11 protein-coding genes are annotated in these 15964 nt (G+C 65.3%); 5 read left to right on the top strand and 6 right to left on the bottom strand.

Annotation, left to right across the window (positions count from 1 at the left end):
- Window positions 1-6: 6 nt before the first annotated feature.
- A complete protein-coding gene (locus ACYVHH_RS10470) occupies window positions 7-3174 on the top strand; it encodes an AAA family ATPase (RefSeq protein WP_460565081.1) in 3168 nt (1055 codons plus the stop codon).
- Here ACYVHH_RS10470 and ACYVHH_RS10465 read toward each other — a convergent pair.
- Genes ACYVHH_RS10465 through ACYVHH_RS10455 form a run of 3 tightly spaced genes read right to left on the bottom strand, consistent with a single transcriptional unit; the run spans window position 3164 to window position 5957 of the window.
- Window positions 3164-4417, bottom strand: coding sequence for an NAD(P)/FAD-dependent oxidoreductase (locus tag ACYVHH_RS10465; protein WP_460565080.1), 1254 nt, complete (start codon window positions 4415-4417; stop codon window positions 3164-3166). The two genes, ACYVHH_RS10470 and ACYVHH_RS10465, sit on opposite strands and share 11 nt — an antisense overlap.
- Window positions 4418-4424: 7 nt before the next feature.
- Window positions 4425-4748 carry a 2Fe-2S iron-sulfur cluster-binding protein gene (locus ACYVHH_RS10460; protein WP_460565079.1) on the bottom strand — a complete coding sequence of 108 codons (324 nt, stop codon included), beginning with the start codon at window positions 4746-4748 and terminating at the stop codon, window positions 4425-4427.
- Window positions 4749-4775: 27 nt separating this feature from the next.
- Window positions 4776-5957, bottom strand: a complete 1182-nt coding sequence (locus ACYVHH_RS10455; protein WP_460565078.1) for a cytochrome P450 — start codon at window positions 5955-5957, stop codon at window positions 4776-4778.
- Window positions 5958-6068: 111 nt separating this feature from the next.
- On the opposite strand from ACYVHH_RS10455, the gene ACYVHH_RS10450 reads away from it, so the two are divergent.
- The gene (locus ACYVHH_RS10450) at window positions 6069-6992 is read left to right on the top strand and encodes a helix-turn-helix domain-containing protein (RefSeq protein WP_460565077.1); all 924 of its coding nucleotides are present in this window, start codon (window positions 6069-6071) and stop codon (window positions 6990-6992) included.
- On the opposite strand, the gene ACYVHH_RS10445 is transcribed toward ACYVHH_RS10450, so the two are convergent.
- A complete protein-coding gene (locus ACYVHH_RS10445; RefSeq protein WP_460565076.1) occupies window positions 6949-7887 on the bottom strand; it encodes a LysR family transcriptional regulator in 939 nt (312 codons plus the stop codon). The genes ACYVHH_RS10450 and ACYVHH_RS10445 overlap by 44 nt on opposite strands.
- Window positions 7888-7974: 87 nt before the next feature.
- Here ACYVHH_RS10445 and ACYVHH_RS10440 point away from each other — a divergent pair, with 87 nt between their 5' ends.
- From ACYVHH_RS10440 to ACYVHH_RS10430, 3 genes are all read left to right on the top strand, one after another.
- Window positions 7975-8352, top strand: coding sequence for a protocatechuate 4,5-dioxygenase subunit alpha (locus ACYVHH_RS10440; protein WP_460565075.1), 378 nt, complete (start codon window positions 7975-7977; stop codon window positions 8350-8352).
- Window positions 8353-8369: 17 nt separating this feature from the next.
- A complete protein-coding gene (locus ACYVHH_RS10435) occupies window positions 8370-9221 on the top strand; it encodes a class III extradiol dioxygenase family protein (RefSeq protein ID WP_460565074.1) in 852 nt (283 codons plus the stop codon).
- A gap of 138 nt (window positions 9222-9359) precedes the next feature.
- Window positions 9360-11435, top strand: coding sequence for a putative bifunctional diguanylate cyclase/phosphodiesterase (locus ACYVHH_RS10430; RefSeq protein WP_460565073.1), 2076 nt, complete (start codon window positions 9360-9362; stop codon window positions 11433-11435).
- 62 nt (window positions 11436-11497) lie between these two features.
- Here the strand turns inward: ACYVHH_RS10430 and rpoD are convergent, their stop codons facing one another.
- Both rpoD and dnaG read right to left on the bottom strand, forming a co-directional pair.
- Window positions 11498-13720: an RNA polymerase sigma factor RpoD gene (gene rpoD, locus ACYVHH_RS10425; RefSeq protein ID WP_460565072.1), complete on the bottom strand. Its 2223-nt coding sequence runs from the start codon at window positions 13718-13720 to the stop codon at window positions 11498-11500.
- Window positions 13721-14004: 284 nt separating this feature from the next.
- A complete protein-coding gene (gene dnaG / locus ACYVHH_RS10420) occupies window positions 14005-15960 on the bottom strand; it encodes a DNA primase (RefSeq protein WP_460565071.1) in 1956 nt (651 codons plus the stop codon).
- Window positions 15961-15964: the final 4 nt, after the last annotated feature.

Genomic DNA, 15964 nt, shown 5'->3' with positions numbered 1-15964 from the left:
CGCCGCATGGACGCCGCAGTGCTTTCCCGGGAAGCCGCCGAACCGCCCCCCCGGCTCGACGTGCGCCTGCTTGGCGGTTTCGCGGTGGCGGTCGATGGTGTTGGCCTGCCAAGTGATCGCTGGACGGCCATCCGCGCCACGCATCTGGTGCAGCTGCTGTGTCTGCAGCCGAGGTACCGGGCATCGCGCGACCTGGTCATCGACGCCCTTTGGCCGCAGTTGGACCCCGAAGCCGGTGCGGCCAACTTGCGCAAAGCCCTGTACAACGTGCGCCAGACCCTGGGCCGGCACGATGCCGTTGCGCAGCAAGGCAACGAGCTGGCGCTGTGGCCATGCGGCGACGTACAGGTGGACGCCGACGCCTTTGAGCAAGCGGCACTGGCGGCCTTGCAGTTGCGCGACGCCGCTGCCTGCGCAGACGCTGCCGACCTCTACGCTGGTGACCTGCTGCCCGGGTCGCGCTACGACGCATGGACAGAGCCCGCCAGGGAGCGCCTGCGGGCGCGTTGCAGGGATTTGCTGCGTGCGGGTGCCCAGTGGGAGCGGCTGGCGCGGTTCGACCCCACCGACGAAGAAGCGCACCGCGTGCTGATGCGCCAGGCGCTTGAAGCAGGCAACCGTGCCGCGGCCCTGCACTGGTACGCCCGCCTGCGCGAAGCTCTCCAGCAAGAACTGGGCATTGCGCCCGATGCCCAGACCCAGGCGCTTTACGACCGCTGCGTTGCCGGTTTGCCAGCCACAGGCCCGGTCTTCGTGGGACGCGCTCTGGAACTGGCGCAGATTGCCAGGTGGCTGCAGTTGCCAGCCCTGGAGCGGCCTGGGGGCATTGCGCTGTGTGGCCCGGCAGGCATAGGCAAGAGCGCGCTGTGCCGCGAGGCCGCACAACAGGCACGCAGCCACGGCTGGTCAGCCGTGCGCGTGGACGCGTCGCCCGTCGGGCAGACCTACGGGCTGGTGTCGGCACTCGCACAGCGCCTGATACTGGATGACCGCCAGCGGCTGGACCGTGTCGGCGCCGCCGCCCGTGCGGTGCTGGCACAGCTCACCCCCCTGGCCGGGCCTGCCCAGCCGCTGCCCGGGCCGCTGGGGCGTCACCAGGTGGTCGGAGCCATCCGGCGTTTGCTGATGGCGGCAGCCGACAGCGCACCCCTGCTGCTGCTCGCAGACGACGTTCACCTGGCTGAAGACGCCGATGTGGACGTGCTGATGCAGCTTGCCGTGGCGGGGCCGCCGGTCTGTCTGCTGATGACCTTGCGCCCGCCGCCAGAGGGCCCGGCGCTGGCGTGTGGCATCAGTCGGCTGCAACGCGCTGGTGCTCTGCAACTGCTGGATGTTCAACCGCTGGGTGACGACGAGTCGCGCCGCCTGGTGGAGCGCTCGGCGCTCTCACCGTTGGCGGACGATGTGCTCGTGCACATCGTGTCGGCAGCGCAGGGCAACCCGTTTGCCGCCATAGAGTTGGCGCGCTGTGCGGCGGCCAGCGCTGGCGGGGCCATGCCCGCCAGCACGGCAGAGGCGATTGCTCAGCGGCTGTGTGACGTTGACGCGGCAGCGCAGGCGTTTCTTGGCTGGCTGGCGGTTTGCGGAGACAGCGCGGAGCCCGCCACCCTCGAGCCTTTGGCCGCTCTGGCGCAATCACCTGCCTTTGCCGCCATTGATGCCGCGCTGGCGGCGGGCGTGCTGGTCGTGGCAGAGGGGCGTTACCGCTTTCGACACGAACTGGTCCGGCAGGCCCTCATCGGGCAGATCCCTCCGCATCAGCGCCTGAAGATGCACCGGGCGCTGGCGGCGTTGTTGAGCGATCTGGGCGCCGCGCCGGGCACCGTCGCGCGGCATTGGCTGGCAGGCGGTCAACCCCGTGAGGCCGTGCCCTGGCTGCTGGCGGGTGCGCGCGAGGCCATGCGCCTGGCTGCCTTCGCGGACGCCCTGCATCTGCTTGCGCCGCTGCTGGAACGCGAGCCGCAACACCCCGAAGCCCTGCGCCTGCGTGCCGAGGCGTTGGACGCGCAGGGCGACCCTGCGGCCTTGTTTGCCTATCGGCTGGCAGCGTCCGTGGCCAACGCGCCCGACAGCCACGACCTGCGGGCCAAGGCCGCGCTGGCCCAGGTCAAGCTGGGCGACCCGAAGGGGGCATTGCTGGCGCTGGAGGGGGTGAAGCCCGTATCGGTAGAAGGGCGCTTGTGCGAAGCCTTGGCGTGGAGCGGTGCAGCCGCCCTGGGCGTGGCCGACCCCGCCGTGGGCACCGCCAAATCAGCCGTGGCGCGCAGGCTGGCCTTGGAAACCGGGGACACCACTTCGCTGGTGATTGCCTCGTGGGCGCAAGCCGCCGCTGCCCATGCGCGCGGCGAACTGCACCGCAGCGTCTGGGCCGACCTGCACGAGACCAGCCATGTGCCCCACCTGGCCTTGCGGGTGTTCGACGGGCACCTCTGCATCACTCAGCGTTTTCTGTATGGCGCGCGGCCTTACGCGGAGGTGATTGCCTTCGCCGACGCCATTGCCACCGAAGCGCAGCGGCTGGGCGCCGCGCGCGGGCAGGCCTTTGGCACCACCTTGCGTGGCGAGGCTGAACTGTTGTCCGGGGACCTCGCCTCGGCAAAAGAGCATCTGCGTGAAGGGGCGCGTCTGCACCGCGCCATCAGCGGGCCCGTGGGCGAGGCCCTGTCGTTGCAGCGCCTGGCAGAACTGGCGCTGCACGAGGGCAGGCGTGAAGAAGCGCGGGCTCTTATCGACGATGCGCTCGACATTGCCCGCCAGACCGACATCGGCTTCCACCTGCTGGACCGCATCTACGGTACGAGGATCAACCTACATGCCGACGACCCCGCCGCAGCCTTGCACGTGATGGAGGACGCCAGCGAGTCCGTGCGCGGCCCGCTGGAAACGTGCCCCGGCTGCCGCATCACCTTCGCCGTGCCCGCTGCCATAGCAGCTGCCCGGGCGGGCGAAGTGGAACTGGCGCAGAAGCACGAGGCACAGTGCGCCTATCTGGCCGATGTGGTCATGCGCCTGCCGGCCTGGCATGCCGCCCACGAAGAGGTGCTGGGGCACATCGAAGCCGCCCGAAAGGCGGGCAGCCCTGCGGCCTTGCGCCGCTTCCAGGCGGCCGCGCAAGGCTTCCGGCAGGCGGGCCAACCGCTGGATGCGGCCCGCTGTGAGCGGCTCAGCGGGTGAGCAGGCTTCCCAGGTCAAACGCGCTGTCGGCGGCCTGCTCCGCAGTGGGTGATACCCCGGCGTCCAGCAGCTTGCGCGCCTGCAGGTGGTCCTTGGCGGCGTTTACGCTGTCCACGGCCAGCAGTTTGTCGCCCCGGAAGTGGTAGACGCTGAAGCTGCCGCTGGCCAGGTCGCCGCGCACCGCCCACCGGTCCGCACCGACGGAGAGGCCCGCCATCTGCAGCTTCTTGTCGTACTGGTCGCTCCAGAACCACGGGGTGGCGGTGAAGGGGCGCTCCTGTCCCAGCACGGCGGCCGCCACGCTTTTGCCCTGCTCGGTGGCGTTCTGTACCGACTCCAGCCGCAGCAGCGTGCCGTCAGTCAGGCGGCGGGCGGTGCAGTCGCCAGCGGCAAAGATGTGCGCGTCGCCGGTGCGGCCGCAGGCGTCCACCACAATGCCGCGTTCGCAAGCCAGCCCGGCGGCCTGCGCCAACCCGTCGTTGGCCTGCACGCCTATGCCCACCACCACCAGCCCGGCAGGCACCAATGTGCCATCGGCAAGCCGCACACCCGCTACCTCGCCGCTGGCCGCCGTTTCAATGGCGGCAATGCGCGCGTCCAGCACCAGTTGCACGCCATGGCTGCGGTGCAGTTCGGCGTACCAGTCCGACAGCATGGGCGCCAGCACGCGGCCCAGCAGGCGCGGTGCGGCTTCCAGCACGGTCACGGCCAGACCCTTCTTGCGGGCGGTCGCGGCTACCTCCAAGCCAATGAAGCCGCCGCCGATCACCACCACCGGCTGCTGCGCTGCCAGGCAGGCGGCCATGCGCTCGGCAATGGCCGAGGCATCGTCCTTGCCGCGCAGGGCCAGCACGCCGGGGGCATCACCCCCAGCCAGGGGCAACGTGCGCGGGGTGGCACCGGTGGCCAGTACCAAAGCGCCGTAGGGCAGGGTGCTGCCATCGGCCAGGCGCAAGTGGCGTGCGGCACGGTCAATGGCGGTCACGCACACGCCGGTGCGCAGGTCTATGCCTTTGCGGGCCAGCATCTCGGGGGCACGCATCACCAGCTGTGCGGCGTCCATCTCGCCCGCCAGCCAGGCTTTGGACAAAGGCGGGCGGTGGTAGGGGCCGTGCGGTTCATCACCCAGCAGGGTGATGGGGCCGGTGTAGCCGCCGCTGCGCAGGGCCTCGGCGGTTTGCACGCCAGCCTGGCCTGCGCCCACGATCACCACGCTCTCTGGGGTGGGGGTGTCCGCGCTCATGGCCCTGTCACTCCTGCGTTTCGGGCAGTTGCAGCATCAGCCCTTCCAGCAGCGGCGACGCCTTGATCTGGCAGGCCAGGCGGCTGTTGGGGCGGCGCTCTGCCGCCACGTTGGCCAGCATGTCCAGCTCGTTTTCCGAAGGCGGGGGCAGGTCGCCCAGGCGGGCTTCGTCCACGTAACAGTGACAGGTGGCACAGGCGCAAGAGCCGCCGCACTCGCCCAGAATGCCCTCAATGCCGTTGGCGATGGCGCCCTGCATGAGGTTCCAGCCATCGGGCAGGGACACGGTGGTGGCTTGGCCAGAGGCCTCTACGTAGGTGATGTTCGTCATGGGCGTTTCCTCGTCTCGGGTAGCGTTTCAGCCTGCGGCCAGTTGCAGCACCAGCGGGCTGCGGAAGGTGGACGAAGGCATCCAGGGCAGTTGGTCGGCCACGCGGCGGTACTCGGGCACCACCTTGTGGAATTCCTCGAAGGCGATCTTCACTGCCAGGCGGGCAATGGCCGTTCCCAGGCAGGCGTGCACCCCGCCGCCAAAGCCCAGGTGGCCGCGCGGCTTGCGGGTGATGTCGTACACGTCCGGGTTGGGGAACTGGCGCTCGTCGCGGTTGCCCGAGCCATAGGCCAGGCACACAAAATCGCCTTCCTTCATCGTCTGGCCGTGCAGCGTCACGTCCTTCATCAGACGGCGGCGGAAGCGCTGGGCCGAAGTGTTGTAGCGCAGGCTTTCCTCGATCGCGTCGGGCAACAGCTCGGGGTTGGCCACCACCGCACGGCGTGCCTCGTCAAAGGTTGCCAAGTTGTAGGCGAACATCATCATGAAGCCGCCCAGCGACTCCACTCCCGCCATGATCAGCGTGGTCGTGGTCAGCAGCACTTCGCGCTCGTCCAGGCGGTCGCCGTCGATCTCGGCTTGGGCAAAGTGGCTGATCAGGTCGTTGCGGGGGTCGGCGCGGCGCATGGCGATGACCTTGCTCGCGTAGTCCTGCATCCAGTTGTAGGCGGCAATGTGCTCGGGGCCCTTGGTGCGGGTGCGCGAATCGCTCTGCACCATCAGCACGGCGTTGTCGCGCACGGTCTGCTCGTCCACGATGGCCTCGTCGCCCATGGGCAGGCCCAGCGCGGCCATCAGCACCTTCACCGTGAACTGGGAGGACACGTCTTTGAAGTCGAACTGTTTCACGCCCTGCAATTGCCCGAACACCTGCTGCGCCACGGCGCGGATGGGTTCTTCCAAGGCCAGCAGGTTGCGCTTCATGAAGGCGTGCTGGATCAGGCCGCGCAGGCGGTCGTGGCGCGGTGGGTCGGAGCTGCCCAGGGTGGCTCCGGCGCGGCCGGGCAATTCTGTCATCAGGTTGCCGCTGGCGCTGGAATAGGTCTGCCAGTCCTGCCCGGCGGTCACGATGTCGGCGTAGCGCGACAGCACCCACATCTGCGCTTCGGAACTCCAGAAGCAGGGGAACTCGTCGCGCAGGCGCTTGTAGTAGGGGAAGGGGTCCGCGTCAACGGCGGGGGAATAGGGGTCGAAGCTGAAAGGCGTCATGCGTTGTCTCCGTGAGTGGTTCGCGACGACGAACTGTAGGCTCGCCAGCGCACAAAGACACTGCAATAATCGTGGTCAAAGCTTGTACTTTTCGATCAAGTTGATTTCGGCATGCCAATCCCAGCCTCTGCACCCACACATCGCCTAGGCTCGGCCATTCCCAGCTTTGCCCTCTATGGCGAAGCCGCCACGCTGGGGCAGGAAATGCTGCATATCGAAGAGGTGCAGTCCCGCAGCCGCCTCTACCACTGGGAGATCCAGCCGCACGTTCACCACGGCCTGTACCAGGTGCTCTGGCTCTACCGCGGCCAGGCCCAGGTGGCGCTGGACGAATGGCATGCCGAGGTGACAGGGCCCGCCGCCATCGTGGTGCCGCCGGGGGTGGTGCACGGTTTTCGCTTTGCACCCGATACCGATGGTCTGGTGTTGACGCTGAGCGCCCGTTTTCTGGTCGAAGGCGAGTTCCAGTCGGTGGGCGAAGCCTTCCGCGTGTTGTTTGCTGCGCCAGGCATCTTGCACTTTACGCCGCAGGACGGTGTGACGCAGCGGCTCGACGCGCTGTTCCGCGAGCTGACGCAGGAGTTCCTCTGGCCCGGCTCGGGGGACTCGCCGGTGGTGCTATGGCTGGCGCGTGCCGTGGTGTGGCGGCTGTCGCAGGCCAGCGCCCAGGGGCGCCAGGCCGGGCAGGGCGAACGGGCACATCGCCATCAGGCGCTGTTCACGCGCTTCCTGCTGCTGGTGGAGCAGCACTTTCTGGAACACTGGCCGCTGGAGCGTTACGCCTCGCGCCTGGGCCTGTCCACCCAGCGTCTCAATCGGCTGGTGCGTGCCGAAAGCGGCCGCAGCGCGCTGGAACTGGTGCACGAACGCCTGACCCGCGAGGCCTGCCGCCGCCTCGTCTACATCGCAGCGCCTGCGGCCAGTCTGGCGGGTGAGCTGGGCTTCGACGACCCGGCCTACTTCTCGCGTTTCTTCAAGCGCCGCACCGGCCTCAGCCCACAGCAGTACCGGCAGGCGCACCGAGCGCAGGGCTGACAGCCTGCGGCACCAGCGCCTCCAGTTCACCGCGCAGCCAGCGGTGGGCCGGGTCGTGCTGGTGCCGCATGTGCCAGATCAGGTACATGGGCATGGCGGGGCAGGGCACAGGCACCGGCGCGCAGGCCAGCCCGCGCAGCAGGTGCAGGCGCAGCAGGCCAGGCGCGGTGGCCAGCAGGTCGCTGCCCTGCAAAAAAGACGGCAGCCCTGCAAAGCCCGGCACCATCACCCGAAAGCGCCGCTGCACGCCCTTTGCGGCCAGCCACTGGTCCAGGTCCAGCGAGCGGCGCGGCTCATACACCACGGTGGCGTGGTCGGCGGCCAGGTATTCGCTGGCGTCCCTGGGGGGCTGGCGCACGGCGGGGTCGTAAAACACCCGGTATTCATCCTCGAACAGGCGCTTTTGCACAATGTCCGCGCCATCCGGCGGGCGCGGGCTGATCACCAACTGGCAGTGCTCGTGGCGCAGCATCTCCAGGCTGGGCACGTCCGATGGAATCACCCGCAGGCTCAAGCCGGGCGCCGCCTGGCGCAGGCGGGCCATGAGCGAGGGCAGCAGCACATCGCGCTGGAAGTCGTTGGCGGCGATGGTGAAATTGGTTTCCCAGCGCGCAGGGTCAAACGCACCCGACATGGCGAAACGCTCCAGCGCTGCCAGTAACTCGCGCGCTTGCGGTGCCAGCGCCTCGGCACGTGCCGTGGCCACAATCCCCCGGCCCGATTTCACGAACAGCGGGTCGCCCACGATCTCACGCAACTTGTCCAGCAGGTGGCTCACCGCCGACTGCGTCACCCCCAGTCGCTGCGCCGCACCCGTCACCGAACCCGCCTCCACCACCGTTACCAGCAGGCGCAGCAGGTTGGCATCCAAATCTGACCAATCGAATTTACTCATGAGTCATATGATGATTCATCTGTTTATCTTGGTCAAACGTTTCGGAATACTTCGCGGCCAACACACACCAACCGCAAGGAGCCAAACGTGACCACCGCGCCCCTCACCATTCCGGGCACCACGCCGTTCGACGGCGACATGGCCAAGAAGGGCTACGCCCTGAACAAGATGTGCTTCTCTTTCAACGACAAGGCCAACCGCGAGGCCTTCGTGGCCGACCCCGAGGCCTACATGAAAAAGTACCAACTGACCGAGGAGCAGGCTGCTGCCATCCGCTCCAAGCAGGTGCTGGCGCTGCTGGACGCAGGCGGCAACGCCTACTATCTGGCCAAGTTCGCAGGCATCTTCGGGCTGAACATGCAAGACATTGGCGCCCAGCAGACAGGCACCACCAAGGAAGCCTTCATGGCCAAGCTGGTGGCCGCCAACCAGCAACCCGACTGGCAAGCTGCCGCACAAAAGTAAACAGCAGGAGCACACACATGGCACAACTCATCGGTGGCCTGGCCACGTCCCATATCCCCGCCATTGGCGGCGCCATCGCCAAGGGTCTGCAGAACGATCCCTACTGGAAGCCCTTCTTCGACGGCTTCCCACCCATCCACGATTGGTTGGGCAAGGTCAAGCCCGACGTGCTCGTGGTCTTCTACAACGACCACGGCCTCAACTTCTTCCTCGACAAGATGCCCACTTTTGCCGTGGGCGCTGCGGCCGAGTACAACAACGCCGACGAAGGCTGGGGCATTCCCACGATGCCGCCGGTGGCAGGCTGCCCCGAGTTGTCCTGGCACATCATCAACCAGCTCATTGCCAAGGAATTCGACATCGTCACCTGCCAGGAAATGCTGGTGGACCATGCTTGCACGCTGCCGCTCAAGCTCTTCTGGCCGAACGACGCCGTGGCTCCTGTGCAGATTGTCCCCATTGACATCAACACCGTGCAGTTCCCGCTGCCCACCGCCAAGCGTGTGTACAAGCTGGGCAAGGCCGTGGGCGAAGCCATCCAGTCCTGGGACAGCGACAAGCGTGTGGCGGTGATGGCCACGGGCGGCCTGAGCCACCAGCTCGAGGGCGAACGCGCTGGTTTCATCAACAAAGCGTTCGACCAGCAGTTCCTGGAAAGCATGGTGTCCAACCCCGAATGGGCCACCCAGTTCAGCGACCTGGAACTGGTGGAAAAGGCAGGCACCCAGGGCGTCGAGCTTCTGATGTGGCTGGCCATGCGTGGCGCGCTCACCACAGCTGGCGCGGGCGTGCGCAAGGTGCACAGCAATTACCACATTCCCATCTCCAACACCGCCACGGGCGTGCTGGCGCTGGAAACGCTGGCCTGAAGCACCTGTTGTCGTGGGGTGCTTACCCGCCGTAAGGCGGTGTAGGTATACCCACTGTCGCGCTCGGTTATTCTAAAAAATACTTTCTATAGATTAAATATGGCGTGTAATTGTGAAATTCTCATGATTACATAGCAAATGATACGAAAAAGTATCAATTTAAAAGATTGTGCGGCTCTGATTGAATCCAATCCTGATGGCGTGATCGTGCTTGACATGAAGGGTCGCCCGTGGATTTGGAACCAGCGCTATCTGGCAATATGGGGTTTGACCGATGAGCAGATATCGCGCTTCACTCTGGATGAGTTGACTGACACAGTGCTGGCACAGATTGACGAACCCGAGCTATCCAAAGATCGCTTCTTTGTCCGGGTGCTGGATGCCCATCTGGGCGAAAAAGTCCATTTCCGCACACGCGGTGGGCGTTGGCTCCGTCGTCGTGCGCACGACTTCATCGTCGATGACGTCAAGCAAGGCGTCGTCGTCCACTGGAACGATGTCACCGAAACCTACGAACTGCGCCGCGAGGCTGCCTACGAGCACGACCTTCTGCTGGCGTTGATCGACAACATTCCTGATCAGGTCTATTTCAAGGACCATCAGTCCCGCTTCATTCGCATCAACCCGAGCCTGGCGCGTCGCTACGGCCTGAACAACCCCGAAGAAGCCATAGGCAAGAGCGACGCCGACTTTTATTCGGCAGAGCACGCGGCACAGACCGCTGCCGAAGAGCGGCGGATCATGGAAACCGCTCAGGGGGTTTACAGCCAGCTGCATCACGAGAAGTGGGGTGATGGGCGTGAAAGCTGGAATCTGTCGACCAAGCTCCCGCTGCGCGGTCCCCAGGGTGACATCATCGGGACGTTTGGCATCTCTCACGACATCACCGAACATAAACAGCGCGAATCGATCATCTGGCAGCAAGCCAATTTTGACTCCCTGACCGGCTTGCCCAACAGGCGGCATATGAGGGTGCGCTGGGACCAGGCGAAAGTCCATGCCGAACGGTCAAAGAGCATGCTCGCACTCATGCTGCTTGATCTGGATCACTTCAAAGAGGTGAACGATACCTTGGGTCACGCGTATGGCGACGAGCTGGTCAAGGAGGTCGGGCGGCGCCTGCAGCACGCCCTTCGCGGCTCCGACGTGGTGGCTCGCCTTGGAGGTGACGAGTTTGCCATCGTGCTCAGCAACCTCTACCAGCCCATTCTTGCGGCAGAGGTCGCGCAGAAGATCCTCTCCACCGTGGCCGAGCCCTTTGTGCTGAACGAAGAAACGGTGTTTGTTACTGCGAGCATTGGCATTGCCCTGTTTCCTGGTGACGGGCTTCAGTTGGACGACCTGTTCAAATACGCCGACCAGGCCATGTACCACGCCAAGCGGCTAGGGCGCAACCGCTTCAGCTTCTACACGGCAAACCTGGAGGCCGAGGCGCAACGCAAGATGCGTCTGGGTGCCGACCTGCGCCAGGCCCTCTACACGGAACAGCTCTACCTCGTTTACCAGCCGGTGGTCGATTTGCGCGATGGACGTACCGTCAAAGCCGAAGTGCTTCTGCGCTGGAATCACCCCGTGCTGGGGCACATTTCGCCCGCCGAATTCATTCCGATTGCCGAGTCTTCGGGCTGGATCAACGAATTGGGTGATTGGGTGCTGGTCGAAGCCACGCGCCAACTGGCGCGCTGGAGGAGTGGCACGCTTCCAGACTTTGGCCTGGCAATCAACAAGTCCCCCATGCAGGTGGCGCGGCCCGCTGATCGCGCGCTGCGCCTCGCAGAGCATCTGAAGGCCCTTGGTCTACCCGGGGAGGCGATCACCATCGAAATCACCGAAGGCGTGCTGCTGCAGCCCACAGACCGAGTGCGAGAGCGCTTGAAAGAGTTCCGCCAAGCTGGCTTGAGAATCGCCATCGACGATTTCGGAACCGGCTATTCCGCCATGTCCTATCTGTTGCAGTTCGATATTCAACTGTTGAAGATCGACAAAGTTTTCGTCCAGGGCGTGGTTAGCGATGAACGCAGTCTGGCCCTGTGCAAGGCCGTTGTCGGCATGGCCCAGGCACTTGGCATGGAGGTCGTGGCAGAAGGCGTGGAGACGCCGCAGCAAAGGGAACTGCTCACGCAGATTGGCTGCAACTATGGCCAGGGTTACTGCTTGGGAAAACCCATGACGGCCGAGTTGTTCGAACAATGGATGAACGAACGTCAAGGCTAGTGTGCAGTTAAAAAAAACGGGAGCCCAAGACTCCCGTTCTTGTTGGCGCGCCAGTCAGCTGGTCACAGCGAGTCGATGAAGCTGCGCAGCTTGTCCGAACGGCTCGGGTGCTTGAGCTTGCGCACCGCCTTGCTTTCGATCTGGCGGATGCGCTCACGCGTCACGTCGAACTGCTTGCCCACTTCTTCCAGCGTGTGGTCGGTGGACATCTCGATGCCGAAGCGCATGCGCAGCACCTTGGCTTCGCGCGGCGTCAGGGTGTCAAGAATTTCCTTGACCACCTCGCGCAGGCCAGCCTGCATGGCCGCATCCATCGGGGCAGTGTTGGCACTGTCCTCGATGAAATCGCCCAGGTGCGAATCGTCGTCGTCGCCGATCGGCGTTTCCATGGAGATGGGCTCCTTGGCGATCTTCATGATCTTGCGGATCTTGTCCTCGGGCATGTCCATCTTCTCAGCCAGGATGGAGGCGTCCGGCTCGAAACCGAATTCCTGCAGGTGCTGGCGCGAGATGCGGTTCATCTTGTTGATCGTCTCGATCATATGAACCGGGATGCGAATGGTGCGCGCCTGGTCGGCGATCGAGCGGGTGATGGCCTGGCGGATCCACCACGTCGCGTAGGTCGAGAATTTGTAGCCGCGACGGTATTCGAACTTGTCCACCGCCTTCATCAGGCCAATGTTGCCCTCTTGGATCAGGTCCAGGAACTGCAGGCCGCGGTTGGTGTACTTCTTGGCGATGGAGATCACCAGGCGCAGGTTGGCCTCGATCATCTCCTTCTTGGCGTCGCGCGACATGCGCTCGCCCGCGTTCATGCGCTTGTGGATGTCTTTCAGGTGTTCCAGCGGCACCACCACGCTGGCCTGCAGGTCGATGAGGTGCTGCTGCAGTTCCTGGATGGGCGGAATGTTGCGGCCCATCACGGCGCTCCAGGGCTTGCCGGCGGAAGCTTGCTTTTCCACCCACTGCAGGTTGAGCAGGTTGGGCGGGAAGTCGGCCACGAACTTTTCTTGCGGCATACCGCACTTGTCCACGATGATGCGGCGCAGTTCGCGTTCCTTCTTGCGCACGCCGTCCACCTGCTGGCGCACGGTGTCGCACAGCTTCTCAATGGCCTTGGCCGTGAAGCGGATGGTCATCAGCTTGTCGGTCAGCGCCTGCTGTGTCTTGAGGTAGTTGGCCGTGCCGTAACCCTCGCGGTCGTAGATCTTGTGCAGCTTCTCGAAGAGGTCCCGCATGGCGTCGAAGCGGCTCAGAGCCTCGCGCTTGAGTTCTTCCATCTTGCGCGTCAGCGCCTTGGAGCCGCCCTTGCCGTCGTCATCGTCGGCTTCGTCGTAATCGTCGAAGTCTTCCTCGGCCACATAGTCATCGGCCTCGTCTGCGTCGGCAAAGCCGTCCACGATGGTGGAGATCACCACCTTGCCCTCGCGGATTTCCTCGGCCATGGTGAGGATCTCGTTGATGGTGGCGGGCGATTCGGAGATCGCGGCCATCATCTCGTTGAGGCCGCCTTCGATGCGCTTGGCGATCTCGATCTCGCCCTCGCGGGTCAGCAGTTCCACCGTGCCCATCTCGCGCATGTACATGCGCACGGGGTCGGTGGTGCGGCCGAATTCGCTGTCCACGGTGGACAGGGCGGCTTCGGCTTCCTCTTCCGCTTCCTCTTCGGTCGCGGCGGTGGGCCCGGTGCTGGATAGCAGCAGCGTCTCGGCGTCGGGCGTCTGTTCGTACACGGCCACGCCCATGTCGTTGAGCAGCGAAACCACCACTTCCAGGGTCTCGGCTTCTACCAGTTTGTCGGGCAGGTGGTCGTTGATCTCGCCGTGCGTCAGGTAGCCGCGCGTCTTGCCCAGCTTGATCAGCGTCTTCAGCCGTTCCCGGCGCAGCTTGGCTTCCTCTTCGGTCAGCACCGTGTCGTCCAGACCGAATTCCTTCATCAAGGCCCGTTCCTTGGCCTTGCTGATCTTCATGCGCAGCGGCTTGACCTTTTCAACGGGCTCCGCAACGGCTTCCTCGACCGCAGGTTCTTCCTCGCCCAGGTCTTCATCAATGTCGCTCAGGTCGGCATCGTCGAAGTCGGCTTCGCTCTTGGCCGCAGATGCCGCAGCCTTGGGCTTGCGGCCACGCTTGGCGGCTGGCTTGGCAGCCTTGGCGGGCTTGTCTTCGGCGCTGGCCTTGGCGGCCCGGGTGGTTTTTTTCTTCGGGGTGGCTGCAGCCTCCAGTTCCTGCTCGGGCAGGTCCTGTTCGGCGGCTTTGGACTTGGCGGACGTTTTCTTGGTGCTCACGGACGGCGCTTTCTGCCCAGGTGGTCTGGCACCTCGGCGGTTAAACGGGATTCACAACGGTGTCACGACGCTGAACCCGCCCACTAGGAACGGGTGACCCACCCCTGCACCCAGGGTGAGTGCGCAAGCTGTGAGGGCGAACATTTGGTGTGCAGTCCTTGCGGGGTGGCGGCTGTGGCCATGGCCTGGGGGCGTTCCCCATATACCCGTTCTTGGGTGTTGGCCGGTCCGGAGGTGCTGCTGTCGCGCTTGCGTGGCAAAGCTTTGGATTATACCAGTGCCGCTCAGTTCCCGGCTTCCAGGGCCTTGCGCTGCTCGTGCACTTCCTTGTAGAGCCGCATGGCGTCCGGGTCGCTCGCGGCCTGCGCGATCAGTTCGGTCTCGCGGTGTTTCAGGTTTTCTATGTGCATGCGCCGCAGCAATTCGCGCAACTCGCGGCGCAGTTCGTCCTCGGTGGGTGGCGCGCTTTCCGGTGACGCTTCCTCTTCGCTCGAGCGTTCCAGGGCAATGCCGCTGGCGTTGAGATCCACGGCCAGCGCCTCGAACGGCTGGCCGCGCAGCGCTTCACGCAGTGCTGCCCACGGTTGTGGGCCGTGTTCGTGCCACTGCGTTTCGAGCCAGGCAAAGAGTGGGCCGTGCGGTGGCGGTTCGTGGCCCAGCAGGTGGTGGTCGTCGGCGCTCAGCCAGTCCCAGGCGTGGGCGTTCGTCAGCACGATGCGCGCCACCCTGTCTGCCCGGCCCAGCAGGCCGCGTGCCGTGGGCCTGCGCCAGGATGGGGCAGGGCGGGGCGTCCAGCGCTTCTGGCGTGCCGCCGGCTCGCCGGAGTGACCGGGTTCGGCATAGGGATAGGGGGATGGAGCAGCATCGTGCGCCGCCGCAGCCGGTTTGGCGCCCCGGGTCGGCTTGCCGGGGTGTGCCTGCCACAGCTGGGCCAGTTCGCGCGCGTCCAGTCCCACGCCATCGGCCAGCTCGCCCAGCAACTGCCGCTTCAAGGCGCCATCCGGCATTGCTGTCCACAAGGGCTGGGCCTGGCTGGCCATGCGGGCCCGGCCCTCGGCGGTGTCCAGGTCACAATCGGTGGCCGCCACCTCCAGCAGAAACCGGCTCAGCGGCATGGCTTCTTTGACGCACTGGGCAAATGCCTCGGTGCCATGGGCGCGGATGTAGCTGTCCGGGTCGTGCTCGGGTGGCAGGAACAGGAACTTGATGGAGCGCGTGTCGGTGGCCCAGGGCAGGGCGGCTTCAAGTGCCTTGCGCGCGGCACGGCGCCCCGCGGCGTCACCGTCGAAGCTGAAAACCACCGCCTCACTGAAACGGAACAGCTTGCGCACGTGGTCAGCGGTGCAGGCGGTGCCCAGGGTCGCCACGGCGTTGCCGAAGCCCAGTTGCGCCAGCGCCACCACGTCCATGTAGCCTTCTGTCACCAGCACGTAGCCTTCCTGCCGGATGGCCGTGCGTGCCTCGAACAGCCCGTAGAGCTCGTGGCCCTTGCTGAATACCGGTGTCTCCGGGGAATTCAGGTACTTGGGCTCGCCCTTGTCGAGCACGCGGCCCCCAAAGCCGATGCATTCGCCCTTGACGTTGCGTATGGGGAACATCACCCGGTCGCGGAAGCGGTCGTAGCGCTTGCCCTCGCGCGCATCCTGCGCGCTGCTTTCCTCGGGCTGGTTGTCGGAGGCGATCACCAGCCCCGCCTCCACCAGCAGCGGGCTCTGGTAGTCGGGGAATACTGTGGAAAGGAAGCGCCAGCCCTCCGGGGCGTAGCCCAGTCCGAAGGTCTTGGCGATCTGGCCCGACAGCCCGCGTCCCTTGAAGTATTCGATGGCGCGCGGCGCCTGGCGCAACTGCTGGCGGTAGGCCTCGGCAGCCTTCTCCAGCACGTCGGTCAGCGTCGTCTGCTTCTGCCGCTGCGCTGCCGCGCGTGCGCGGTCCTGCGGCGAGATGTCTTCCTCGGGCACCTGCAGGCCCACCTGCTGGGCCAGGTCCTTGACGGCCTCCACAAAGCCCACACCGGTGTGCTCCATCAGAAACCCAACGGCGTTGCCATGTTTGCCGCAGCCGAAGCAGTGGAAGAACTGCTTGGTGGGGCTCACGCTGAACGACGGCGATTTTTCCCCGTGGAAGGGGCACAGCCCCATGAAATTGGCCCCGCCTTTCTTGAGCTGCACATAGCGCCCCACCACCTCCACGATGTCAACACGGGAGAGCAGTTCCTGGATGAAGCTCTGGGGGATGGCCACGGCA

It is taken from the genome of Hydrogenophaga aquatica, from assembly GCF_054780915.1.
This window is presented reverse-complemented; position numbering and strand designations above follow the sequence as displayed.